Source organism: Amycolatopsis sp. (genome assembly GCF_036008905.1).
Lineage (GTDB): Bacteria > Actinomycetota > Actinomycetes > Mycobacteriales > Pseudonocardiaceae > Amycolatopsis.
Map to the genome: position 1 here is coordinate 1 of NZ_DASYMU010000197.1, position 19,783 is coordinate 19,783.

The window sequence follows — 19,783 nt, forward strand, 5'->3', positions numbered from 1 at the left end:
CACTGGATTAACCCCTGCGAGATGTCTTGCGGGCGGCGTTGTACTCCGCCACCGGATCCACCGCGCGCGGCCACGATCCGGTGCTGAGCAGGGTCCCGGTCGCGTGGATCGCGGTCCCCTTCAAGTAGTGGACCAGAACGCCGTGAAGGAGGCCTTCACTACCTCGGGCGACAAGCCGACCGGCGCTTTCTCACCAAAGTGCGAAACTTCGCACCCGAACGACGCCACATTTGACCTTCCCATCAATAGAACAACTTGTTGCCACTCACGACTCTTTGGGTAGTGGCGCACCGCTTTCGACGAGTTCGGTGCCGCGTGCGTAGTCGGCGTCGGCGTCGTGGGTGAGGACGCCGACCGTGGTGCCTTCTTTGCCGTACCAGACGGTGAAGCCGCCGTCGGCGTAGTTGACCACTTCGGTCTGGTCGAACCCGTCGCCCCAGGCCGCGTACTTGAGCACCTTGTCCCCGATGACGGTCCAGAACCCGGGCGCGTTGTCCCAGTTCGCCTGATCGCCCGCCGCGGTGCGCCCGGCGATCTCGCCCATCGTGAGTGCCTCGCCCCAATGCTCGACCCGCAGCGCGCGTCCGGCGGAAGTGTTGTGTGCCAGCGCGATGTCCCCGGCGGCCAGTACTCCGTCCGCGCTCGTGCGCATGTGCTCGTCCACCCTGACCCGGCCGTCCGCGATGTCCAGCCCCGCGCCTTTCGCGAGGTCTATGCGCGGCTCGATGCCGGTGGCCAGCAGGACCATCCCGGCGTCGAGAGTGGGCACCAGGTCCGTGTGTACCCGGAAGCCGTCCTCGATCCCGTCGACTTCGGTCTCGGTCAGCACGCTGACGCCCTCGGCCTTGAGCCAGTGCAGGATCCGCTTCCCCGCGATGTCGCCGAGCCTGGCCGCCTGCGGCAGACTCTCCGGCGTGAAAAGCGTGACCTGAACTCCCTTACGGGCCAACGAAACCGCGGCTTCGCAACCGATGAAACCCGAACCCACGACGATCGCACTACGCGCGTCGCTCGCGGCTTCTCGCAGCCGCCGCGCGCTGGTCGCGGACCGCAGGAGGTGGACGTCCGGGTGATCCGCGCCATCGAACGGCGGACGGGCGGGCTCGGATCCGGTGGCGAGCACGCAAGTCGTGTAGGACACCGTTTCGCCGCTCGCCGTGGTGACCGTGCGGGCGGCGGTGTCCAAGGAGGTCACCGGTTCGTCGAGGCTCAGTGTGATGTCGTGGTCGCGGTAGAACTCCGTGTCCACCAACGGCAGGTCCTTGTCTTCGGCTTCCCCGCGGAGGAACTCCTTCGACAGTTGCGGGCGTTCGTACGGCGCGTCGGTGTCGGCCGAGATGATCCGGACCGATCCCGGCCCGCCCGAGCCCCGATAGGCCCGCGCCGCGGAGAGACCGGCGGGCCCGCCGCCGATGATGACCACTCTGTCGGTCTTGTCGCCCGTTTTCTCAACCATGTTGGTGAGTTACCCAGGAAGCCCGTTACACACACGTGCTGGCGCACAGTGGGTGTGCCGGGCGCCGCGCCGCCGAGCGGTATCAGGACACGACCTACCCGTCGTCCTGTTTCGGCTTCTTCGGCTTGTTCTTGTTGCCGTTACCCGAGTTCCCGTCGCCGCGGTTGTCGTTGCCCGCCACCGGCGTGCGCGGGCCGGGTGTCGCCCTCGGTTCGACGGCGATCTCCCCTGCCGCCGGGGCGATGGCCCGCGGCGGGTCGGCCGGGCCCGGTGGCGTCTCGCTCGGCGGGGTCGCGGCAACGGGCTGGACGGGTGATGGCGGGTTGTCGGTGCCGGGAGACAGCAACAGGGCGGCCGCGATGATGACGGCCGCCGCGGCGGGAACCCCGGCGGCCAGCAGCCGCCGGCGGCGGTACGGAGTCCTCGGGAGGACCACGGGCAGGAGCACCGTGTCGTCGTCGGCCCGCAGTGCCTGGTGGACGGACTGGGCAGTGGGGCGTTCGGACGGCTTCCGTGCGGTCATCCGCCGGAGCGTCGTTTCCAGCGTGGGAGGCAGTCCGGCCGGGATCCGCGGCGGCCGGTGCAACCGCACGATCGCCGACTCGACCATCGTGCCGGCGTACTCCCGGACCCCGGTGAGGGACTCCAGGAGCACCAGCCCGAGTGCGTAGACGTCCGACGGCGGCCCGACGTCCTCACCGAGCACCTGCTCCGGCGCCATGTACGCGGCGGTGCCGACCACCATGCCGGTGGCGGTGATCTGCGTCGAGTCGAAGGCCTGTGCGATACCGAAATCGCTGATCAGCGGACGGTCCGGGGCGAGCAGGACGTTGGCGGGCTTCAGGTCCCGGTGCGTCACGCCGCGCCGGTGCACGTAGGCCAGCGCGGCGGAGAGCTGGACGGCCAACGCGGCGACCTCCGGCGCGGTCAGCGGTCCGCTGGCGACGCGGTCGGCCAGGTTCGGGCCCTCGACCAGTTCCATGGCGAGGAACGCATGCCCCTCCTGGGTCCCGGTGTCGTACAACGCGACCAGGCCGGGATGCTGCAACCGGCTCAGGATCTGGATCTCCTTGAGCCGCCGCCGCTCCTCGGTGGGCACCGCGCCGGGATGGAACAGCTTCACCGCGACCCGGCGCCGATCGACCAGGTCGTAGGCCCGGAAGACCCGCGCGGTGGCGCCGCGGCCGATCAGGCGGCCGACCTCGTAACGCTTGCCAAGGACACTCGGGACCGGTTCGGGTTCGTGCTCCCCGAGCGAGAACCTGGTCAGGGTTGTTTCGGTGTGCCTGGCTGGGCGCGCTTCCGCGTCGGCCATGTCGGCTGCACCTTTCCTTCGGCCGGTGGGTTGCGGCAAACTACCCGCGCGGCCGGCGAGTCAAACATAGTCCTGCGGGCCAGCGGTTTTCTTCGTGGCGACCGCGATCCAGCCGGGACTCCGTTTGCCGGGCCGGTACTCGCTGTCGGCGCGTTTGGCCACGATCCCCGCCAGCCCGTGGGTTTCGGCTGCCCGCAGGACGGCGTCGCCGTCGCCGACGTAGTGCTCGGGTACCTGCCAGTTCGGGCCGGTCAGGCCGAGTTCGGCGAGCAGTTCGCGCCGGCGCAGGTACGGCTCGCGCAGGCGAGAGGCGCCGTCGAGGTGGAGCAGGTCGTACGGCAGGTACATCACCGGATGGGCCGTCACGAGCCGTTTGGCCTGCGCCGGAGCCGCGGACTGCCGGCGCCCCAGCGCCGCGCGGTTCGGCAGGCCCTGTTCGAAGGCGACTATCTCGCCGTCCAGCAACGCTTCGGTCGAGCCCAGCTGGCCGCCGATCGCGCGGAGCTCGGGATAGGTGTGCGTGATCTCCGTGGCGGTCTCGTCGAACAGGGTCGCGCGCCCGCCCTGCACCCGGACGATGGCCCGCTGCCCGTCCCAGTCGAATTCGTACGCCCACTCGTCGTCGGCGGACTCCTCGGGCAGCTTGCCAGGGCGTGCCGACATCGGCCGCACGAAGGGCGGGAGCTCCTCCCAGCCCTCGGCGGCCGGTTCGGCGCGCTTGACCTGCCAGGCGTTGTCGTCCCCGTGCATGTTGACGAAGGCGTAGCGGCCTTGGGCACGTTCGCCGTGGAAGACCACCTCGACCAGATGGTCGTTCCAGTGCAGCGTCTCGTAGCGGCCGTGGTCCCAGATGGTCATCGTGCCGGCGCCGTACTCCCCGGCGGGGATCTCGCCGTGGAAGGTGGCGTACTCCAGCGGATGGTCCTCGGTGTGCACGGCCAGGCGCGAGACGTCCGGTTCCTTGGGCAGGCCCTTCGGCACGGCCCAGGAGGCGAGCACGCCGTCGCGTTCCAGCCGTACGTCCCAGTGCAGGCTCGACGCGTGGTGCTCCTGGATGACGAACACGTCGTCGTCACCGCGGGGGAGTTCGTCGCCGGCAGGGATGGGTTCAGGGGTCCGCCGCGGGTCACGCCGGCGGCGGTACTCGCTGAGGTCACCCACCGGCTAGGACGCCTTCTTCTTGGCAGGCGCCTTGTCCGTGGTCTCGGTGGCCGCTTCGACGGCCTTCTCGAGGTCCTTCCGGCTCATCTTCGACCGCCCCTTGACGTCCAGTTCCCTGGCCATCTTATCGAGATCCGCCTTGGACAGCTCGGAAAGACCGGCGGCCGCGGGTTTGCCTCTGCCCTTTTGCCCTCTGCCCTTGCGGTCCTTGACGCTGCGGGACAGCGCGTCGAACAGGTCGATGACCTTGGTCGGCTCCGCCGGCTCGGACGCCGGGGTGATCTTGCGCCCGGCCTTCTTGTCCTTGATCAGCTTTTCGACGCGTTCGGTGTAGGTGTCGTGGTACGACTCCGGCTCCCAGTCCTCGGCCATGGAATCGATCAGCGCCGTCGCCATGTCGAGTTCCTTGCCGGTCGCCTCGGACTTCCCCGGTAGTTTGCTCAGCTCCTTCGCCGGGTTCCGGATGTCGTCGGCGAAATGCAGCGTGTTCAGCACCATCACGCCGTCGCCCGCCCGCGCCGCGGCGATGTACTCCTTGCCGCGCATGACGAACTTCGCGATACCCGCCTTGTTGGTCTTCTCCATCGCCGCCAGGAGCAGGCTGTACGCCTTGCCGAACTCCTCCTTGGCGGGGGCGAGCCAGTAGGTCTTCTGGAAGAAGATCGGGTCGATCTCGTCGAGGTCCACGAACCCTTCGATGTCGAGGGTTCGGGAGCGGCCGGGGGCGATGTCGTCCAGCTCGTCGGGCTCGACGATGACGTAGTCGCCATCGTCCAGTTCGTAGCCCTTGACGATGTCGTTGTAGTCGACCTCCTTGCCGGTGCGCTCGTTCACCCGGCGGTAGCGGATCCGGTCGGACGTGCCGCGCTCGAACTGCCGGAACGAGATGCTGTGGTCCTCGGTCGCGCTGTACAACTGGACGGGCACGGTGACCAGGCCGAAGTTGATGGCCCCGCTCCAGATCGGTCTCGCCATGGATTCGACATACCCCGAGGTCAGTGCTTTGAAACGGTGATCACCACCGGCGTGCCCGCACCCGGCCGGGTGTCGCTCCAGCCGCTTTTCCGTCCATTGTGGACTCCCCGGTTGACCTTGTCACGGCGCCGCGCGCGGAGGTACATTGCAAGGTCTCCAGCTCGGCTCCATTCCAGGTTTCCGGGCTCCCGTACGGAGGTCGAGGCAGCGCATGCCCACCTGGTTCGCTAGGACGATGTTCGGTGCCCTCGTGGGGATACTCTTCGCGATCGGGCTGCTGACGACGCCGTTGGGCGCGGTGGTGGGCTGGATCTTCCTGGCCGCGATAGCCGGCACCGTGGCGTCGATGGCGGTGTCGAGCCCGCCGGCGAAGTACGCGAGGAACCTCGAGGTCGCCCCTGGCCGAGCCGGTCTGGTCGTGGGGGCGGGCGTGTTCGCGAGCTGTATCGCGCTGGCCGGTGTGGTCGCGGTGCTCGGCTCGGCGAGCCTGCCCGTGCTGTTGCTGGTCGCGGCCGGGGTGGCGGTCTGGTCCTGGCGGCGGTCGCGGACGCGCACGGAACACCAGGCGGAGAAGGTCGCCGTGCCCGTGGCCGCCGAAGCCTCGGACCTGCCGCCGGATTTACAGGAATGCGTCGACCATCCGGATGAATTCGCCACCGACGTCCTGTGCGCCGCCTGGCGCAAAAGTTACGTTCTTCTCCTGCGGACCTCGGACAAAAGCGCCCGTGACAAAATTGTGGATTTCCGGCGGCGTCTTTTGGACGAACTGGAAGGCCGGGATCGTGAGGGATTCACTCGATGGATGGAAAGTGGTGCACGGGCGGGTAGTGACCCAGGCCGGTATTTGACGCCTTAAGGCCCAATGGGGGCTTTCGGCCCATGTCCGCTTCTGGTGCATTCGGCAACCATGTGGTGGTGACAGCGGCGACTTCGGGCCGTTGCCTATCCCGTGGAAGGAAATCCTCATGTCCCAGGTCGCGTCCTTACCGTATTGGCATCACGCGGGAAGGCACCTGGCGGAAAACGGACGAGCCGGCTTCACCTCGTCCGAGCCAGGGCGGAAAGCCGCCCGGCATTCGACGTCCCGGCCGCTCCGCCTGACCCGTGTGCTCGTCCCGCTCGCCGCGGCCGCCCTGTTCGGGCTGCTGTGGCTGTGGACGTCGTGGCTGGTCGGCCTGATCGCCGCGGTGGCGTTCCTGCTCCTGGCGCTGGTGGTGCGCTCGCTTCGCCGGGCGTCGCGCCGGCTCAAGAACATCCTGGACGAAGAACTTCCTTAGGCGGCACCGTTCTCGAGTGAGTACAGCAGGTCGGCGAGTCCGCCGGTCGCGCGGCCGCGGAGACGGGCGCTCGTCGTGACGAGGGTGTCGGCCGCATACGAAAGCCGGTAGCCGGCTTGGCCGAGGCGTCGCCACAGGTCGTGGTCCTCGCCGGTGCTCAGCGGGCGGAAACCGCCGACCGAACTGTAGGCGTCCGCGCGGACGCCGAGATTGGCGCCGTAGACATTTCCGTGACCGGCGGGTTGCCGCGCGTCGGAAAGAACCTGGTTATAGCGAAGTTGTGCGTCCGTGGTCAGCGAAGAGGATTCGTCGAGTTTCGCGAAACCGGCGATCGCGTGACTGCCGCGAGAAACGCGATCAAGATGTCGGCAAGCCCAATCCGGGGCGACGACGGTGTCGGCGTCGGTGCCCAGCAACAAGGTCTCGGAATCGTCGTGACCAGGCAATACCGACCGGACCCGGCGCATACCAAGATCACGTACCTCGCCGATCGAACCCGCCGCGCCGGTCACCGTCACCAGGCCCGAACTCCAGCCGGTGAATTCGCGCCGGGCCATTTCCGCGGTGTCGTCGGCGCACCGGTCCGCGACGACACAAACGGCCCGGTCGATTCTCGCCGGCAGTTCCGACAAGGCGCGGCGGAGCGCGCGCAGGCACGGGCCGATGAATTCGGCTTCGTCGTGTGCGGGCACCACCACCCCGATCGCCGAGATCACCGGCGCCTCAGCACGTGGAGCAGGAACTCCTCGTCGACGTGCTCGACCACCGTCTCCAGCACCGGGTGTGCCAGCAGGCGCCGGTGCGCGTCCGCGGCGTCCCGCGGTGCTTCGGCTGCCCACGGCCGCCAGTGCACCGCCAGCAGGTCGCCGCCGGGCCGCAACGCCGACACCGCGCCCTCGATGGTGGCGGACAGGTCGTCGTCCCCGAGGTAGTAGAGGATCTCGCTGAAGACCACGAGATCGACCGGGCCCTCGGGCAGGTCGCCCGGCAGGGAACCGAGCCGGACGTCCACCGAATTTTCTTGCCGGGCGCGCGCGACGGCCGACTCCACCGGGTCGAAGGCCAGCAACGCGTCGCAGCGGGTGGCCAGGTCCCGGGTGAAAGTCCCGATGCCACAGGCGGGTTCGACCGCCGACGCGTAGCGCTCGCGGGGGAGCGCGGCCAAGGCGACGGCGCGTTTCCTGCGCTCGTACCACGAGCTCGACACCGCCCACGGGTCCGCCGCGTCACGGTAGAGCTCCGCGAACCGGCTGCGCGGCGCCGAACCCGCGGGTGGCTCCCGGAACAGGATCTCGTTGTCCCGCTGGAAATGCGTGAGCATTTCGGTGGAGAGGATGGCGTCCTCGCCCGCCGGGCCGGGCTTGAGCTGGGAGACGAACGCCGCGATTCCGTCGGCCTTCCGGCGCCGCTGCTCCTCGTCCAGCTCGTGGCGGAACGCCTTCGCCCACGGTATTTCTTCGGCGTCGGGCCGGATCCAGTGCCAGAGCCAGACGGGATAGGACCAGCAGTGCGCGGTGATCGGCGCGGCCAGCAGCGCCGCCTGCCCGGCGGCCTGGTGATCGGGATGGGGGTCACCGGGCCACGGCAGCAGGCAGAGCTCGGCGTCGCTGAGCGTCGGCCGCAGGCGGATGACGAGTTCGTCCAGGTGCCCGGCGAGACCGGAGTCGGGAAAGCCGAGCCAGTCGACGTGGACGTCGCCGAGGCCTTGGGAGCGCAAGGAATCCTTGAGTTCGCGCCGCCGGGTGCGGCCGAGCTCCCGCTGTTCCTCCGGGGAAGAGCCGGGGAACGCGCCCTCGCCGTCGGTGGCGATCACCAGGGTGACGGTGGCGCCCTCGGCGTGGAGCCGTTGCAGGAACCCGCTCGCGCCCAGGGTTTCGTCGTCCGGATGCGCGGCGACGACCACGGCCTTGCGGTAGCTGCCGGGCGGCAAGGACCGGATCCCGTGCTGCCGCAACGCGGGTGCCCACTCGGGTTCGCCGACGGTCGGTCGCGGGCTCATCGGGCCAGGTCCTGTGCCATGACCTGCGCGCCCAGTGCGGCGAGGTCGCGCTCGGCGTGATGCTGCCGGACGTACACCTGGAGGTCGGCGAGCTGCTGCGGGAACCGGCGGTCGCGGCACATCGGCCCGGGCCCGGTGACCTTCGGCGCGCGGTCGAGGATTTCGCCCGCCGCGTGTTCGACCGCGGCGCGGCACAGCTGGGCCGCGTGCACCGCGTCAAGTCCCGGGTTTGCGTCGATATCCTCCGCCGCTCGGCTGAGCAGCGCTTCGGCGCTTCGCAGCACGGTGTCCATCGCGCCGACGTGGGCGAGCTGGTGTTCGTCATGCTTACCGCGTTCGCCCAGCTCCGCCAGCACGGAATCGAGCACCGCCGCGCAGCCCCCGAGCCACACGGCCGCGACCCCGATGCCGCCGTGGCCGAATCCGGGCCTCGACACGTACCAGCCGGGAACGCCGACCACCGCGCCCGGGACGTGCTCGAAGGTGACGTCTCCGCTGTCGGAAGCGTCCATCCCGATGGCCTGCCAGGTATCCGCGCTCCGGTGTACCCGCTGGTCGGTGAGGTCGACGTCGAGCAGATGGCACTGTCCGCCGGGGTCGAGCGCGGCCACGAGCGCCCGGTCCAGGACGTGCGCGCCGGAACAGAACCGGACCGTCCCGGACAGCGTGTCGCCGTCGAACGCCGCGCCGGTTCCGCCCGACCGCGCCGCCCACACCCCGTACAGCGCGCCCGGCACCGGTGCCCGGCCCGCGTCGGCCAGGATGGCGACGGCGTCGACATGCCCCTCGGCCAGCCTCGCCAGCGCCAGATCACGACGTCCCAGCTCCGCGAGTGCCTGCCATCGGCGCGTGGTGTGGCCGCCACCGGGCAGCGGGAGGTCCAGGCCCCCGCCGTCGAGCAGCGCGCGGAGTTCGGTCTCCACCGACGTCGTGCTCCGCGGGGACGGCAGCGGCTTGGGCGGCGTGATGCCCAGCAGCAGGATCTTCGTCGGCATGACACTCATCGGGCGGGCTCCTCGTCGTCGGCGCCACGGACCGTGACCAGCGGTGGATACCCGGTGCGCTACCCGCTCAATCCCGTTCCAAGCCGAGATCACCCACCCCGGCGCTGGTGGGCGTGCTTAGGTAGGGCATGGCTGGCGGGACGGACGAGGTGGCGATCACCGGAGAGGGCGGGCACGAGGTTCCGTCGACACCTCCGCGGCTGCTCGCGGCGCCGGGGTACGCCGTCCGGTGGCTGTACCAGGCGTACACCGCGGCGTGGGTGCGCCAGGTGGATCCGACGCTGACCGGGCCCCAGTTCGCGGTGCTGACCGCGGTGCACAGCTATCCCGGCGTCGACCAGGGGTCGCTGGCGTCCTCGGTGGCGCTGGACCGGTCCACGATGGCCGACATCGCGAAGCGGCTCGAAGACCGCGGGCTCATCGTCCGCGAACCCGCGCCGACCGACGGCCGCCGCAAACTCCTCTACCTCTCCGAAGACGGCGAAACGAAGCTGACCGAGATCGACCGGCGTGCCCGGCAGCTCGACGAGCGTCTCCTGGAGGGCTACGCGCCCGCCGAGCGCGAACGACTGCTGGAGGAACTCAGCATGTTGTCGAGCCGGTGGGAAGCACTCGCCGAAGACTCGTGAGTGGCAACAAGTGTTCTAACACTCGTAAACACTCACGACCCACAGGTGCGCGTGGTCGTCACGGCTGGGAGCCGAACGCGATGTGGAAGCGGAAATGGGCGGGATCGAGCCAGCTCACGACGTGTTCGACCAGGCTGCCCGCGTCGGTCAGCGTGGTACGGCTCGAACGCAGGAACAGCTCGCCCGGCGCGCGGTCGAGCAGCGTGGCTTCCGGCTCGGGCAGTGGCCGCAGGTCGATGTCCTGCTCGCCGTGGGTCGCGGTCAGCCCGGCGGCGGCGAGCGACGCGGACAGCGAGCCGTTGCGCAGTCCCGTCGACGGCAGGTCGGCGAGCGAACCCTGTGCGGGGACGAGCGCGCGTTCGAGCGAAACCGGCAGGCCGTCGGTGTCGCGGCGGCGGCGATGCACGGCGACGACCCCGGCAAGGCCGAACTTCGCGCGCAGCTCCTCGTCGGCCGCCACGTCGATCGACAGCAGGTCGGTGCTGGCGTGCAGGCCGGATCGGGCGAGGGCGCGCGCCCAGCCGTGCCGGTCGTCGAGGTCGACGCCGTCGTAGGTGACGAACGAGCCGATGCCGGACTCGGTGGCGATCAGGCTGCGGCGCTGCAGCTCGGTGAGCGCACTGCGGACCGTGCCGCGGCTGACGCCGAACTCGTGCGCGAGCTGGTGCTCACCGGGGAGCTGATCGCCAGGGCCCAGTGAGCCCGAGCGGATCCGCGACACGATCGCGTCGATGAGCCGTTCCCGCTTGCCGAACCGCCGTGGTGAAGACATGTACAAACATGTACCCGGCGGCGCGGTGCGTGACAACTCAGCCGGTACGCGCCCAGTCCTCGTACGACGTCCACGCTTGCAGGGTCGCCTTGCTCTCGAACCGGCGTGGCTCGCCGCTGATCGGGTCGGTGAACTCCAGGACCTTCGCCAGCAACTGCAGCGGGCGGGTGAAGTCGCCGAGCGGGGTTTCGGTGAGCACCGGGTAGAAGTCGTCACCCAGGATCGGCACGCCGAGACCGCTCATGTGCAGGCGGAGCTGGTGGGTGCGGCCCGTCGCGGGGAGCAGGCGATAGCGGCCGAGGCCGTCGCGATGCTCGATCAGCTCGACGCGGGTCTCGCTGTTCGGCGGCTCCGGCAGTTCCTGCGCGGTGATGATGCCGCGCTCCTTCACGATGTGGCTGCGCACGGTCCAGGGGAGTTCGAGGGCAGGGTCGTACGGCGCGATCGCCTCGTACTCCTTGCTGATCAGCCGGTCCTTGAACAGCATCTGGTACGCCCCGCGCCGCTCCGGGCGGATGACGAACATGAGCAGCCCGGCGGTCACGCGGTCGAGGCGGTGCGCCGGGACGAGCTCGGGCAGGTCGAGCTGCTTGCGCAGGCGTACCAGCGCGGTCTCGACGATGTGCTGGCCGCGCGGGATGGTCGCGAGGAAATGCGGCTTGTCGACGACGAGCAGGTCCTCGTCACGGTGGACGATGCCGATTTCGAACGGCACCGGGACCTCTTCCGGCAGGTCGCGGTGGAACCAGATGAACGAATTCGGGACGAAAGGGGCATCGAGGGGGAGTGGGCCGTCCAGCCCGACGATGCGGCTCTCGCTCAGCATCCTGTCGATGTGCCCGGGTTCGAGACGCGGAAGTCGCTCGACGAGGTGATCCCGGAGCGTCGTCCAGGGACCCTCCGCAGGCATCTTCAGGCGCGCGGGATCCAGGCCGTGCCGCTGGGGCAGGGACGATTTCAGCTTGCGTCTCATCGCGGCTCAGCGTACTTGGCCTGCCATAGTCGATCTCGAAGCCCGATTCCCATGGAGGTAGCACTATGCCGTTCGTCCAGATCAGCCTGCGGGAAGGGCGTACGCCCGAGCAGATCCGATCGCTGATCACCGCGCTCACCTCGGCCGTCACCGAAAGCGTCGGTTCGCCGAAGGAGTCCGTGCGGGTGGTGGTCACCGAGGTGCCCGGCACGCACTGGGCCGCCGGCGACGTCACCCTCGAGGAAAAGTCGCCGAGCTAGCCGACAAGTTCAGGAGTCTTGACAATTTTGTTTGTCGGTGAGACGGTGTGGCCATGTTCGATGTGGCTGTGATCGAGGACCCGGCGGCGGCCGAGGTCTCGCTGGACCCGGTGCGCGCCCGGCTGCTGGCGGAGCTGGCCGAGCCCGGCTCCGCGACGACGTTGGCCGCCAAGGTCGGCCTCGCCCGGCAGAAGGTGAACTACCACCTCCGGGCCCTCGAGAAGCACGGACTCGTCGAACTGGTGGAGGAGCGCAAGAAGGGCAACGTCACCGAGCGCGTCATGCAGGCGACCGCGGCGTCCTACGTCATCTCGCCGACAGCGCTCGCCGCGGTGCAGCCCGACCCCGGCCGGGCCAGGGACCAGCTCTCCGCGCGTTGGCTGCTCGCCGTCGCGGGCCGGTTGGTACGCGACGTCGGCGCACTGATCACCGGCGCGACCAAGGCCCGCAAACCACTCGCGACCTTCGCCATGGACGGCGAAGTGCGCTTCGCGTCGGCCGCGGACAGGGCGGCTTTCACCGGCGAACTGGCGACAGTGCTCACTGCGCTCGTGAGCAAGTACCACGACGAGTCCGCCGAGGGCGGCCGCGCCCATCGCGTGATCGTCGCGATCCATCCCAGCGTCAAAGAGACGAGCGTCCAGGAAAGAATGGCTGAGGAGGCCTGAGTTATGCCGAGGGAATTCGAGCTGCACAAGGAGATCGAGATCGAGGCGACTCCCGAGCAGGTGTGGGACGCGATCGCCACCGGCCCCGGGATCGACTCGTGGTTCATGGGCCCGCACACGGTCGAACCCGGCGAGGGCGGCAGGATGTCGCTGACGATCGGGGACTTCTCCGAGCACTCGACGATCACCGCGTGGGACCCGCAGAAACGGCTCGCGTACCGCAGCGACACCGGACCGGACGGCTCGTTCCACGCGATGGAGTACCTCGTCGAGGGCCGCGACGGCGGCAGCACCGTGCTTCGGTTCGTGCACAACGGCATCATCAGTGACGACTGGGGCGCCGAGTACGAGGACATGACCGGCTACGGCTGGACGATGTACTTCCACACCCTCAACCAGTACCTCACGCATTTCGGCGGGCACCCGGGTGTCTACGTCTCCGCCGAAGGCCCGAAGGTCGCCGAGGGCGTCGATTCGTGGACGGTACTGAGCGAGGCGCTGGGGCTGCCCGATGCGCTCGAGCAGGGCGACAAGGTGCACCTGACGCCGGAAGGTCTCCCGCCGATCGACGGCGTCGTGGACTACGCGGTGCCGGGATACCGGGGACTGCTCGGCATCCGCGACGCGGGAACGCTGTACCGCTTCCACGGTCACGGTGAGCAGATCGCCGTCGGGCACCACGTCTTCACCCAAGGCGCCGATGTCGCGGCGGTGTCGAAAACCTGGCGCGACTGGCTCGCTCGCGTGTACGCCTAGACACGACCTAGCTCGTGAACGGCCCGTTCGTGCCGATAAACCGCACGAGCGGGCCGCTCGCCGCGGCACCGCGCAAACGTCGCCGGCCGATCCCCGTAGGATCGGCCGATGGCTTCCCTCGAAACCAGTCCCGCGGTGAGCGAGGCGTTGCAGGTTCTGCATCGCGTCTTCGGTTACGACTCGTTCCGGGGCCAGCAGCAGGAGATCATCGACCACGTCGTGACCGGTGGTGACGCGCTCGTCCTGATGCCCACCGGCGGCGGGAAGTCGTTGTGCTACCAGATTCCCGCGCTCGTGCGCGAGGGCGTCGGCGTGGTCATCTCGCCGCTCATCGCGCTCATGCAGGACCAGGTCGACGCGCTGACCAACCTCGGCGCGCGTGCCGGGTTCCTCAACTCCACGCAGGATTACGAGGAGCGCCGCCAGGTCGAAACCGCGTTCCTCGCCGGCGAGCTGGACCTCCTCTACCTGGCGCCGGAGCGGCTGAAGGTCGAGTCGACGGTCCGGCTGCTCGAACGTGGCAAGATCTCGCTGTTCGCCATCGACGAAGCGCACTGCGTCGCCCAGTGGGGCCACGACTTCCGGCCCGACTACCTCGCGCTTTCGGCGTTGCACGAGCACTGGCCCGACGTCCCGCGCATCGCGCTGACGGCGACCGCCACCGAGGCCACGCACGCCGAAATCGCGCTGCGGCTCAACCTCGGCGAAGCGCGGCACTTCGTCGCCAGCTTCGACCGGCCGAACATCCAGTACCGCATCGCGCCGAAGAACGAGCCCAAGAAGCAGTTGCTCGAACTGCTGCGCAACGAGCACCCCGGTGAAGCGGGAATCGTCTACTGCCTCTCGCGCAACTCGGTCGAGAAGACCGCGGAGTTCTTGGTACAGAACGGAATCTCGGCGCTGCCGTACCACGCGGGCCTCGACGCGCGGGTGCGTTCGCGCAACCAGTCGCGGTTCCTGCGCGAGGACGGCCTGGTCATGGTCGCGACCATCGCGTTCGGCATGGGCATCGACAAACCGGACGTGCGGTTCGTCGCACATCTCGACCTGCCGAAGTCCGTCGAGGGCTACTACCAGGAGACGGGCCGCGCCGGGCGTGACGGCCTCGCGTCGACGGCGTGGCTGGCCTACGGGCTGCAGGACGTCGTTCAGCAGCGCAAGATGATCGACACCTCCGAGGGCGACCTCGCGCATCGGCGGCGGCTCGGCATCCACCTCGACGCGATGCTCGCGCTGTGCGAGACGGTCGAATGCCGCCGCGTGCAGCTGCTCGCCTACTTCGGCCAGCAGAGCACCGCCTGCGGCAACTGCGACACCTGCCTGACCCCGCCGGAGTCCTGGGACGGCACGGTTCCCGCGCAGAAGCTGCTCTCGACCGTGGTGCGGCTGCTCAACGAGCGGAACCAGAAGTTCGGCGCCGGTCAGGTCGTCGACATCCTCCTGGGCAAGACCACCCCCAAGGTCACCCAGCACGGGCACGACTCGCTCAAGGTGTTCGGCATCGGTACCGAATTGCGGGACACCGAATGGCGCGGGGTCGTGCGGCAGCTGCTGGCGCAAGGCCTGCTGGCCGTCGAAGGTGACTACGGCACGCTCGTGCTGACCGAGGCGAGTTCCGAAGTGCTGAGCCAGCAACGCCAGGTCATGTTGCGCCGCGAGCCCGAGCGCTCGGCGAAGTCCGTCAGGACGGCGAAGGCCAAGCGTGGCGCACCCGTCGACCTGCCGCAGGAAGCGGTGCCGGTCTTCGAGTCGCTTCGCACCTGGCGTGCCGCGTCGGCGAAGGAGCAGGGCGTGCCCGCGTACGTCATCTTCCACGACGCCACGCTGCGGGAAATCGCCACGCTGGCGCCGAAGACCCTCGACGAACTCGGCACCGTCAGCGGCGTCGGTGAGAACAAGCTGGCGAAGTACGGCCAGCAGATCCTGGACACCCTCGAAGCCTCCTGACCGCGCGTGGCTCGTGAGTGGCAACAAGTGTTAGAACACGTGTTGCCACTCACGAGCCACCCACGCAGCTGCGCTCTAGGTCGTAGCCAGGGGCCGTCGCCGTGGTGGCGGCGGCGGGACTTCCTTCGCGGCGACGACGTCGTCGAGCGCGACTGTCGTGAGGCCGCGCCGGGTCTCGACGGTGCAGTCGACGTCGCTGCGTCCGCGCAGGTAGCCGAGCGCGTCGGTGAAACCGCCCTCGATCTTCGAGCGCACGACGACCCGGGTGCCCAGCGGGGTGGTCGTGAGGAACTGGGCCGGAGTCATGGGCGCCATTCAATCAGCGAACGCCGCGCGGCCGGAACTGGATGCTGATGCGCGGGCCGACCGGCTTCGACGTCTTCGGGATGGCGTGTTCCCAGGTGCGCTGGCACGAACCGCCCATGACGATCAGGTCGCCGTGCCCGAGTGCGCGGCGGATGGCTTCGCCGCCGCCCTTCGGCCGCAGGCAGAGCGCTCGCGGCGCGCCGACGGAGACGATCGCGACCATGGTGTCCTCGGTGCTGCCGCGCCCGAGGTTGTCGCCGTGCCAGGCGACGCTGTCGCGGCCGTCGCGGTAGTAGCAGAGCCCGGCGGTGCGGAAGCTCTCGCCGAGTTCGGCGGCGTAATGCTCACTGAGGGCCGCGCGGGCGGTGTACAGGATCGGGTGCGGGAGTGGCTCGTCTTCCTTGTAGTAGCGCAGAAGGCGGGGCACGTCGACGACCCGGTCGTACATCGGGCGCCGTTCGGCCTGCCAGCCGACGCCGTCGACCAGGCTGTCGAACAGCGTTTCGGCGCCGGTCAACCAGCCCGGGAGCACGTCGATCCACGCGCCGGAGCCGAGTTCCGTGCGGCGGACCGGGGCGAGCGGGCGCAGGCCGACCGCGCCGGGCTCGTCGAACAGGGATCCCTGCAGAGCTGTGGACATGCGGCCGACTGTACTCCACGTTCGAACGTCTGTTCGAGTGACTGTGACGTCCGATTCTCGCCGGAACCCGGTGGCGATCACTGGTCGGATGGGGACATGGATTGGGCCAAAGCGACCGAAGAGGTCAACGAATACGGGTGCGCGGCACTGGGACCGGTGCTGGCGCCCGCGGACTGCCGCGAGATCGCCGAGCTGTACGACGACGTGGCGAGATTCCGCTCCACGATCGACATGGCCCGCTACCGGTTCGGCTCGGGGCAGTACCGCTACTTCGCCCGGCCGTTCCCCGAAACCGTCGAGCGCCTGCGGACGGCGTTCTACCCGCACCTGCTGCCGATCGCGCGGGACTGGGCGGCGAAACTCGGCAGGCCCGCGCCCTGGCCGGACACGCTGGAGGAATGGCTGGACCAGTGTCACCGGGCCGGTCAGGTGAAGCCGACACCGATCCTGTTGCGTTACCAGGCGGGCGATTGGAACGCGCTGCACCGTGACCTCTACGGCGACCTGGTGTTCCCGTTGCAGATCGTCATCGGGCTCGACGAGCCGGAGGTGGACCACACCGGCGGTGAGTTCCTGCTGGTCGAACAACGTCCGCGTGCGCAGTCCCGCGGCACTTCGACGTTGCTGCGCCAAGGGCACGGGCTGCTGTTCACCACGAGCGAGCGGCCGGTGCGCTCGGCGCGGGGCTGGTCGGCCGCGCCGGTCCGGCACGGCGTGTCGGTGGTGCGTTCGGGAATCCGCCGCACCCTCGGTCTCGTCTTTCACGATGCCGCGTGATGGAGGCCGTCACGATCACCATCGGCCACAGCCGTGACGAACCGGCCCGGGCGGCCGCGAAGGCGTTCGCCGAACAGTGGACGGCGTCGGGACGGATCGTGCTCGACGTCGTCGACTGGCCGGAGGAAGCGGCGTCGTGGCTGCGGCAGGCGAACCGGTTCACCGCAGGGAATCCCGACGCCTGGGTCGTGGTGGCCACCGCGCGGGGCTGGGCGGGGATGAGACGGCGTCTCGCGCTCACCCCGGCCTGGGACCCCGCGCGAACCTACGAGCTGTGAACCCGCAGCCAGACCCAGCTCGTCGCCCTGGTGACTATCTCGCCCAGCTGGCGGCTTCAGTGAAGGCCTTGACCCGGTTCGTTTCGCCTGCGGAACGCCATACGAGGCCCCATTCGACCGGCGGAGTGCCCGCGAAGGGTACGAAAGCGATCTTCGGGCGCGCGAAGTAGTCCGCGGCGTGGGCGGCCAGCGGGCAGATGCCCTTACCCGCGGCGACGATCGTCAGGAGTTCCTGGAAGGTGGCGACCGCGGGGCCGCGCTGGATGGGCTTCCCGCTCGGCGTCAGCCAGGGGAGCACCGGGTCTTCCCAGTACGGCTTCGGCGGCCGGGCGGCGCGAAAGACGGTGTCGCGCGCCAGGTCTTCGAGCGTGACGCTGTCCCGGCGGGCGAACGGGTGTCGCGAGGACACCGCGAGCAGCATGGGTTCGGTGTACACGACCGGGCCGGTGGTGAGATCGGGCTCCGACACAGGGAGCAGGGTGATGAGTACGTCGACCTCGCCCGCGCGGAGCTGCCTGAACGGGTCGGTGAACTCCGCCTCGCGGATCTCGAGCTCGCAGTCGCGGTGGCGGGCGCGGAAGGTGTCGAGTACGTCCGAGACGAGGTCGGCGACGCCGGGAGCCTCGAAACCGATACGCAGCAGACCGTCGATGCCGCGGCCTGCCGTGACGGCTTTGCCGAATCCGTCCAGGATCTGCTGATACGCAGGCTGGACGTCGTCGCGGAGTTGCCGCCCGATCGGGGTCAGCGAAACCCGGCGACTGGTCCGCTCGAACAGGGGAGCGCCGATCTGGCGTTCGAGCTTCTTGATGGTCTGGCTGACCCTGGCCTGCGAGACCCGCAGCTGCTCGGCCGTCTGCCCGAAGTGCAGGCGCTCGGCCAGCGCCAGGAAGATCTCGAGGTCCCGCCGCTCCATCCGCGGGTCAGCGGGCCAGGTGGGCGGCGAGGGCCTCGTCGGTCGGCTCGACCAGGTGGGTCCCGTCGGGCCAGACGATCGTGGGGATGCGCCGGTTCCCGTCCTGCAGTGCCCGGACGGCGAGCTCGGCCTGCGCGTCCTCCTCGACATCGACGTAGCTGTAGTCCACGCCTTCGCTGTCGAGAAGGGCTCGGCTTCGCTTGACGTCCGGGCACCAGCCGGTGCCGTACACGGTCAGGCGGTCCACCGGAGGATTGCTCATCCCTCGATCCTACTGCCCGGTGATCTTGGCTTCCGCGTCGTCCTTCGTGGTCTGGACCCGCTTGCGGACGCAGAACCAGCCGATCACCAGCGCCACCGCGATCAGCGGCGAGGCCAGCAGCGTGGTGCGGCCGACAGGGGCGTCGAACCACATCAGCACGAACACGGTCACCAGGAAGATCAGCGTGGCGATGTGGGTGAACGGCGTGCCGGGCAGCCGGTAGGCGGGCCGGGTCAGCGCGCCGGTCCTCGTCTTCCGCACGTAGAGCCAGTGGCAGATCATGATCATGCCCCAGGTGCTCAGCGTCGCGATGGCGGCGAAGTTCAGCACGATCTCGAACGCTTCCCCCGGCACCAGGTAGTTCAGGCCGACGCCCAGCGCGCAGAACGCGCCGGTGAGCAGGATCCCGCCGTAGGGGACCTGGGACTTGTTCATCTTGCCGGTGAACTTCGGCGCGGAGCCCGCGGCCGACATCGAGCGCAGGATGCGCCCGGTGGCGTAGAGCCCGGAGTTGAGGCTCGACATGGCGGCGGTGAGCACGACGAGGTTCATCACGTCGCCCGCGGCGGGGATACCGAGGTTGGCGAGCACGGTGACGAACGGGCTCTGGCCCTTTTGGTAGGAGTCCGACGGCAGCAGCATCGACAGGAGCACCACCGAGCCGACGTAGAACACCGCGATCCGCCACATGATCGAGTTGATCGCCTTGGGCACGACCTTGGCGGGCTCGGCGGTTTCGCCGGCGGCGACCCCGACCAGTTCCAGCGCCGCGTAGGCGAAGACGACGCCCTGCACCACGAGCACCAGCGGCACGAGTCCGTTGGGCAGGATGCCGCCGTGGTCGGTGATCAGGTTCGGGCCGGGGGTGTGGCCGTCGATCGGGTGCTGCGTGACGAGCAGGAAGATGCCGATGGCCATGAAGATGACCAGCGCGCCGACCTTGATGATGGCGAACCAGAATTCCATCTCACCGAACAGCTTCACCGAAACCAGGTTCAGTACCAGGACAACGGTGAGCGCGATCAGCGCGAGAACCCATTGTGGTATGTCGGTGAAGAAACTCCAGTAGTGCGCATACAGCGCGATAGCGGTGATATCGGCGATCCCGGTGGTCGCCCAGTTCATGAAATACATCCACCCGGCGACGAAAGCGCCCTTTTCGCCCATAAATTCCCGGGCGTAGGAGACGAACGCGCCCGAGGACGGCCGGTGCAGGACCAGTTCTCCCAGTGCCCGCACGACCAGGAAGGCGAAGACGCCGCAGACGGCATAGACGATGGCCAGCGCCGGTCCGGCCTGGTTCAGCCGGCCGCCGGCGCCGAGGAACAGGCCGGTCCCGATCGCGCCACCGATCGCGATCATGCTGATGTGCCTGCTCTTCAAGGCTTTGTGGTAACCGGCGTCGCCGACGT

23 protein-coding genes are annotated in these 19,783 nt (G+C 69.1%); 9 read left to right on the top strand and 14 right to left on the bottom strand.

What is annotated here, in order from left to right; translation table 11 throughout:
• Positions 1 to 265: 265 nt before the first annotated feature.
• The 4 genes from VGP60_RS32265 to VGP60_RS32280 form a co-directional block, all read right to left on the bottom strand.
• Positions 266 to 1,456 (bottom strand): NAD(P)/FAD-dependent oxidoreductase, encoded by a 1,191-nt coding sequence (locus VGP60_RS32265; RefSeq protein ID WP_327551939.1) that lies wholly within the window; start codon positions 1,454 to 1,456, stop codon positions 266 to 268.
• Between the two features lie 94 nt (positions 1,457 to 1,550).
• A complete protein-coding gene (locus tag VGP60_RS32270; RefSeq protein ID WP_327551940.1) occupies positions 1,551 to 2,771 on the bottom strand; it encodes a serine/threonine-protein kinase in 1,221 nt (406 codons plus the stop codon).
• A 60-nt stretch (positions 2,772 to 2,831) separates the two neighbouring features.
• The gene (locus VGP60_RS32275) at positions 2,832 to 3,932 is read right to left on the bottom strand and encodes a DNA polymerase ligase N-terminal domain-containing protein (protein ID WP_327551941.1); all 1,101 of its coding nucleotides are present in this window, start codon (positions 3,930 to 3,932) and stop codon (positions 2,832 to 2,834) included.
• A gap of 3 nt (positions 3,933 to 3,935) precedes the next feature.
• Positions 3,936 to 4,907, bottom strand: coding sequence for a Ku protein (locus tag VGP60_RS32280; protein WP_327551942.1), 972 nt, complete (start codon positions 4,905 to 4,907; stop codon positions 3,936 to 3,938).
• A 250-nt stretch (positions 4,908 to 5,157) separates the two neighbouring features.
• Between VGP60_RS32280 and VGP60_RS32285 the strand changes: the two genes are divergently transcribed.
• Together VGP60_RS32285 and VGP60_RS32290 are read left to right on the top strand one after the other, a co-directional pair.
• Positions 5,158 to 5,763: a hypothetical protein gene (locus VGP60_RS32285; RefSeq protein ID WP_327551943.1), complete on the top strand. Its 606-nt coding sequence runs from the start codon at positions 5,158 to 5,160 to the stop codon at positions 5,761 to 5,763.
• A gap of 109 nt (positions 5,764 to 5,872) precedes the next feature.
• Positions 5,873 to 6,184 (top strand): hypothetical protein, encoded by a 312-nt coding sequence (locus VGP60_RS32290; RefSeq protein ID WP_327551944.1) that lies wholly within the window; start codon positions 5,873 to 5,875, stop codon positions 6,182 to 6,184.
• Here VGP60_RS32290 and VGP60_RS32295 read toward each other — a convergent pair.
• From VGP60_RS32295 to VGP60_RS32305, 3 genes are read right to left on the bottom strand one after another with little or no spacing between them, the layout of a single operon-like run.
• Positions 6,181 to 6,900, bottom strand: a complete 720-nt coding sequence (locus VGP60_RS32295; RefSeq protein ID WP_327551945.1) for a glycosyltransferase — start codon at positions 6,898 to 6,900, stop codon at positions 6,181 to 6,183. The two genes, VGP60_RS32290 and VGP60_RS32295, sit on opposite strands and share 4 nt — an antisense overlap.
• Positions 6,897 to 8,183, bottom strand: coding sequence for a PIG-L family deacetylase (locus tag VGP60_RS32300; RefSeq protein WP_327551946.1), 1,287 nt, complete (start codon positions 8,181 to 8,183; stop codon positions 6,897 to 6,899). Before VGP60_RS32300 ends, VGP60_RS32295 begins: the two co-directional genes overlap by 4 nt.
• Positions 8,180 to 9,187 (bottom strand): acyl-CoA dehydrogenase family protein, encoded by a 1,008-nt coding sequence (locus VGP60_RS32305; RefSeq protein WP_327551947.1) that lies wholly within the window; start codon positions 9,185 to 9,187, stop codon positions 8,180 to 8,182. The genes VGP60_RS32300 and VGP60_RS32305 overlap by 4 nt, the downstream gene beginning before the upstream one ends.
• A gap of 128 nt (positions 9,188 to 9,315) precedes the next feature.
• Here VGP60_RS32305 and VGP60_RS32310 point away from each other — a divergent pair, with 128 nt between their 5' ends.
• A complete protein-coding gene (locus VGP60_RS32310; RefSeq protein WP_327551948.1) occupies positions 9,316 to 9,816 on the top strand; it encodes a MarR family winged helix-turn-helix transcriptional regulator in 501 nt (166 codons plus the stop codon).
• A gap of 58 nt (positions 9,817 to 9,874) precedes the next feature.
• Here the strand turns inward: VGP60_RS32310 and VGP60_RS32315 are convergent, their stop codons facing one another.
• Complete coding sequence (locus VGP60_RS32315) at positions 9,875 to 10,588, bottom strand: GntR family transcriptional regulator (protein ID WP_327551949.1); 714 nt, start codon at positions 10,586 to 10,588, stop codon at positions 9,875 to 9,877.
• A gap of 37 nt (positions 10,589 to 10,625) precedes the next feature.
• Entirely contained in the window at positions 10,626 to 11,561 is a 936-nt protein-coding gene (locus tag VGP60_RS32320; RefSeq protein WP_327551950.1) for an RluA family pseudouridine synthase, read from the bottom strand.
• Between the two features lie 65 nt (positions 11,562 to 11,626).
• Here VGP60_RS32320 and VGP60_RS32325 point away from each other — a divergent pair, with 65 nt between their 5' ends.
• From VGP60_RS32325 to recQ, 4 genes are all read left to right on the top strand, one after another.
• Positions 11,627 to 11,821, top strand: coding sequence for a 2-hydroxymuconate tautomerase (locus VGP60_RS32325; protein ID WP_327551951.1), 195 nt, complete (start codon positions 11,627 to 11,629; stop codon positions 11,819 to 11,821).
• 53 nt (positions 11,822 to 11,874) lie between these two features.
• Positions 11,875 to 12,489, top strand: a complete 615-nt coding sequence (locus tag VGP60_RS32330) for a helix-turn-helix domain-containing protein (RefSeq protein ID WP_327551952.1) — start codon at positions 11,875 to 11,877, stop codon at positions 12,487 to 12,489.
• 3 nt (positions 12,490 to 12,492) lie between these two features.
• Positions 12,493 to 13,245 carry an SRPBCC domain-containing protein gene (locus VGP60_RS32335; protein WP_327551953.1) on the top strand — a complete coding sequence of 251 codons (753 nt, stop codon included), beginning with the start codon at positions 12,493 to 12,495 and terminating at the stop codon, positions 13,243 to 13,245.
• A 108-nt stretch (positions 13,246 to 13,353) separates the two neighbouring features.
• Positions 13,354 to 15,192, top strand: coding sequence for a DNA helicase RecQ (recQ, locus tag VGP60_RS32340; RefSeq protein ID WP_327551954.1), 1,839 nt, complete (start codon positions 13,354 to 13,356; stop codon positions 15,190 to 15,192).
• A 75-nt stretch (positions 15,193 to 15,267) separates the two neighbouring features.
• Here the strand turns inward: recQ and VGP60_RS32345 are convergent, their stop codons facing one another.
• Together VGP60_RS32345 and VGP60_RS32350 are read right to left on the bottom strand one after the other, a co-directional pair.
• Positions 15,268 to 15,498 carry a ferrous iron transport protein A gene (locus VGP60_RS32345; RefSeq protein ID WP_327551955.1) on the bottom strand — a complete coding sequence of 77 codons (231 nt, stop codon included), beginning with the start codon at positions 15,496 to 15,498 and terminating at the stop codon, positions 15,268 to 15,270.
• Positions 15,499 to 15,511: 13 nt separating this feature from the next.
• Entirely contained in the window at positions 15,512 to 16,138 is a 627-nt protein-coding gene (locus VGP60_RS32350; RefSeq protein ID WP_327551956.1) for an alpha-ketoglutarate-dependent dioxygenase AlkB, read from the bottom strand.
• 96 nt (positions 16,139 to 16,234) lie between these two features.
• Between VGP60_RS32350 and VGP60_RS32355 the strand changes: the two genes are divergently transcribed.
• Both VGP60_RS32355 and VGP60_RS32360 read left to right on the top strand, forming a co-directional pair.
• On the top strand, positions 16,235 to 16,915 hold the full coding sequence (locus VGP60_RS32355; protein WP_327551957.1) for a 2OG-Fe(II) oxygenase: 681 nt from the start codon (positions 16,235 to 16,237) through the stop codon (positions 16,913 to 16,915).
• Positions 16,915 to 17,193 carry a hypothetical protein gene (locus VGP60_RS32360; protein ID WP_327551958.1) on the top strand — a complete coding sequence of 93 codons (279 nt, stop codon included), beginning with the start codon at positions 16,915 to 16,917 and terminating at the stop codon, positions 17,191 to 17,193. Before VGP60_RS32355 ends, VGP60_RS32360 begins: the two co-directional genes overlap by 1 nt.
• Positions 17,194 to 17,227: 34 nt before the next feature.
• Here VGP60_RS32360 and VGP60_RS32365 read toward each other — a convergent pair whose 3' ends face one another.
• Genes VGP60_RS32365 through VGP60_RS32375 form a run of 3 tightly spaced genes read right to left on the bottom strand, consistent with a single transcriptional unit; the run spans position 17,228 to position 19,733 of the window.
• Entirely contained in the window at positions 17,228 to 18,109 is an 882-nt protein-coding gene (locus VGP60_RS32365; RefSeq protein ID WP_327551959.1) for a LysR family transcriptional regulator, read from the bottom strand.
• Positions 18,110 to 18,116: 7 nt separating this feature from the next.
• On the bottom strand, positions 18,117 to 18,371 hold the full coding sequence (locus VGP60_RS32370) for a glutaredoxin family protein (RefSeq protein WP_327551960.1): 255 nt from the start codon (positions 18,369 to 18,371) through the stop codon (positions 18,117 to 18,119).
• 9 nt (positions 18,372 to 18,380) lie between these two features.
• Positions 18,381 to 19,733, bottom strand: a complete 1,353-nt coding sequence (locus tag VGP60_RS32375) for an amino acid permease (RefSeq protein ID WP_327551986.1) — start codon at positions 19,731 to 19,733, stop codon at positions 18,381 to 18,383.
• Positions 19,734 to 19,783 lie beyond the last annotated feature (50 nt).

Excerpts from the sequence above, each read along its gene's own strand:
- VGP60_RS32265 (WP_327551939.1), bottom strand. The coding sequence starts at position 1,456 with ATGGTTGAGAAAACGGGCGACAAGACCGACAGAGTGGTCATCATCGGC.
- recQ (WP_327551954.1), top strand. The coding sequence starts at position 13,354 with ATGGCTTCCCTCGAAACCAGTCCCGCGGTGAGCGAGGCGTTGCAGGTT.
- VGP60_RS32325 (WP_327551951.1), top strand. The coding sequence starts at position 11,627 with ATGCCGTTCGTCCAGATCAGCCTGCGGGAAGGGCGTACGCCCGAGCAG.
- VGP60_RS32330 (WP_327551952.1), top strand. The coding sequence starts at position 11,875 with ATGTTCGATGTGGCTGTGATCGAGGACCCGGCGGCGGCCGAGGTCTCG.
- VGP60_RS32315 (WP_327551949.1), bottom strand. The coding sequence starts at position 10,588 with ATGTCTTCACCACGGCGGTTCGGCAAGCGGGAACGGCTCATCGACGCG.
- VGP60_RS32370 (WP_327551960.1), bottom strand. The coding sequence starts at position 18,371 with ATGAGCAATCCTCCGGTGGACCGCCTGACCGTGTACGGCACCGGCTGG.
- VGP60_RS32305 (WP_327551947.1), bottom strand. The coding sequence starts at position 9,187 with ATGAGTGTCATGCCGACGAAGATCCTGCTGCTGGGCATCACGCCGCCC.
- VGP60_RS32360 (WP_327551958.1), top strand. The coding sequence starts at position 16,915 with ATGGAGGCCGTCACGATCACCATCGGCCACAGCCGTGACGAACCGGCC.
- VGP60_RS32335 (WP_327551953.1), top strand. The coding sequence starts at position 12,493 with ATGCCGAGGGAATTCGAGCTGCACAAGGAGATCGAGATCGAGGCGACT.
- VGP60_RS32350 (WP_327551956.1), bottom strand. The coding sequence starts at position 16,138 with ATGTCCACAGCTCTGCAGGGATCCCTGTTCGACGAGCCCGGCGCGGTC.
- VGP60_RS32270 (WP_327551940.1), bottom strand. The coding sequence starts at position 2,771 with ATGGCCGACGCGGAAGCGCGCCCAGCCAGGCACACCGAAACAACCCTG.
- VGP60_RS32365 (WP_327551959.1), bottom strand. The coding sequence starts at position 18,109 with ATGGAGCGGCGGGACCTCGAGATCTTCCTGGCGCTGGCCGAGCGCCTG.
- VGP60_RS32355 (WP_327551957.1), top strand. The coding sequence starts at position 16,235 with ATGGATTGGGCCAAAGCGACCGAAGAGGTCAACGAATACGGGTGCGCG.
- VGP60_RS32310 (WP_327551948.1), top strand. The coding sequence starts at position 9,316 with ATGGCTGGCGGGACGGACGAGGTGGCGATCACCGGAGAGGGCGGGCAC.
- VGP60_RS32320 (WP_327551950.1), bottom strand. The coding sequence starts at position 11,561 with ATGAGACGCAAGCTGAAATCGTCCCTGCCCCAGCGGCACGGCCTGGAT.
- VGP60_RS32280 (WP_327551942.1), bottom strand. The coding sequence starts at position 4,907 with ATGGCGAGACCGATCTGGAGCGGGGCCATCAACTTCGGCCTGGTCACC.
- VGP60_RS32290 (WP_327551944.1), top strand. The coding sequence starts at position 5,873 with ATGTCCCAGGTCGCGTCCTTACCGTATTGGCATCACGCGGGAAGGCAC.
- VGP60_RS32375 (WP_327551986.1), bottom strand. The coding sequence starts at position 19,733 with ATGATCGCGATCGGTGGCGCGATCGGGACCGGCCTGTTCCTCGGCGCC.
- VGP60_RS32345 (WP_327551955.1), bottom strand. The coding sequence starts at position 15,498 with ATGACTCCGGCCCAGTTCCTCACGACCACCCCGCTGGGCACCCGGGTC.
- VGP60_RS32300 (WP_327551946.1), bottom strand. The coding sequence starts at position 8,183 with ATGAGCCCGCGACCGACCGTCGGCGAACCCGAGTGGGCACCCGCGTTG.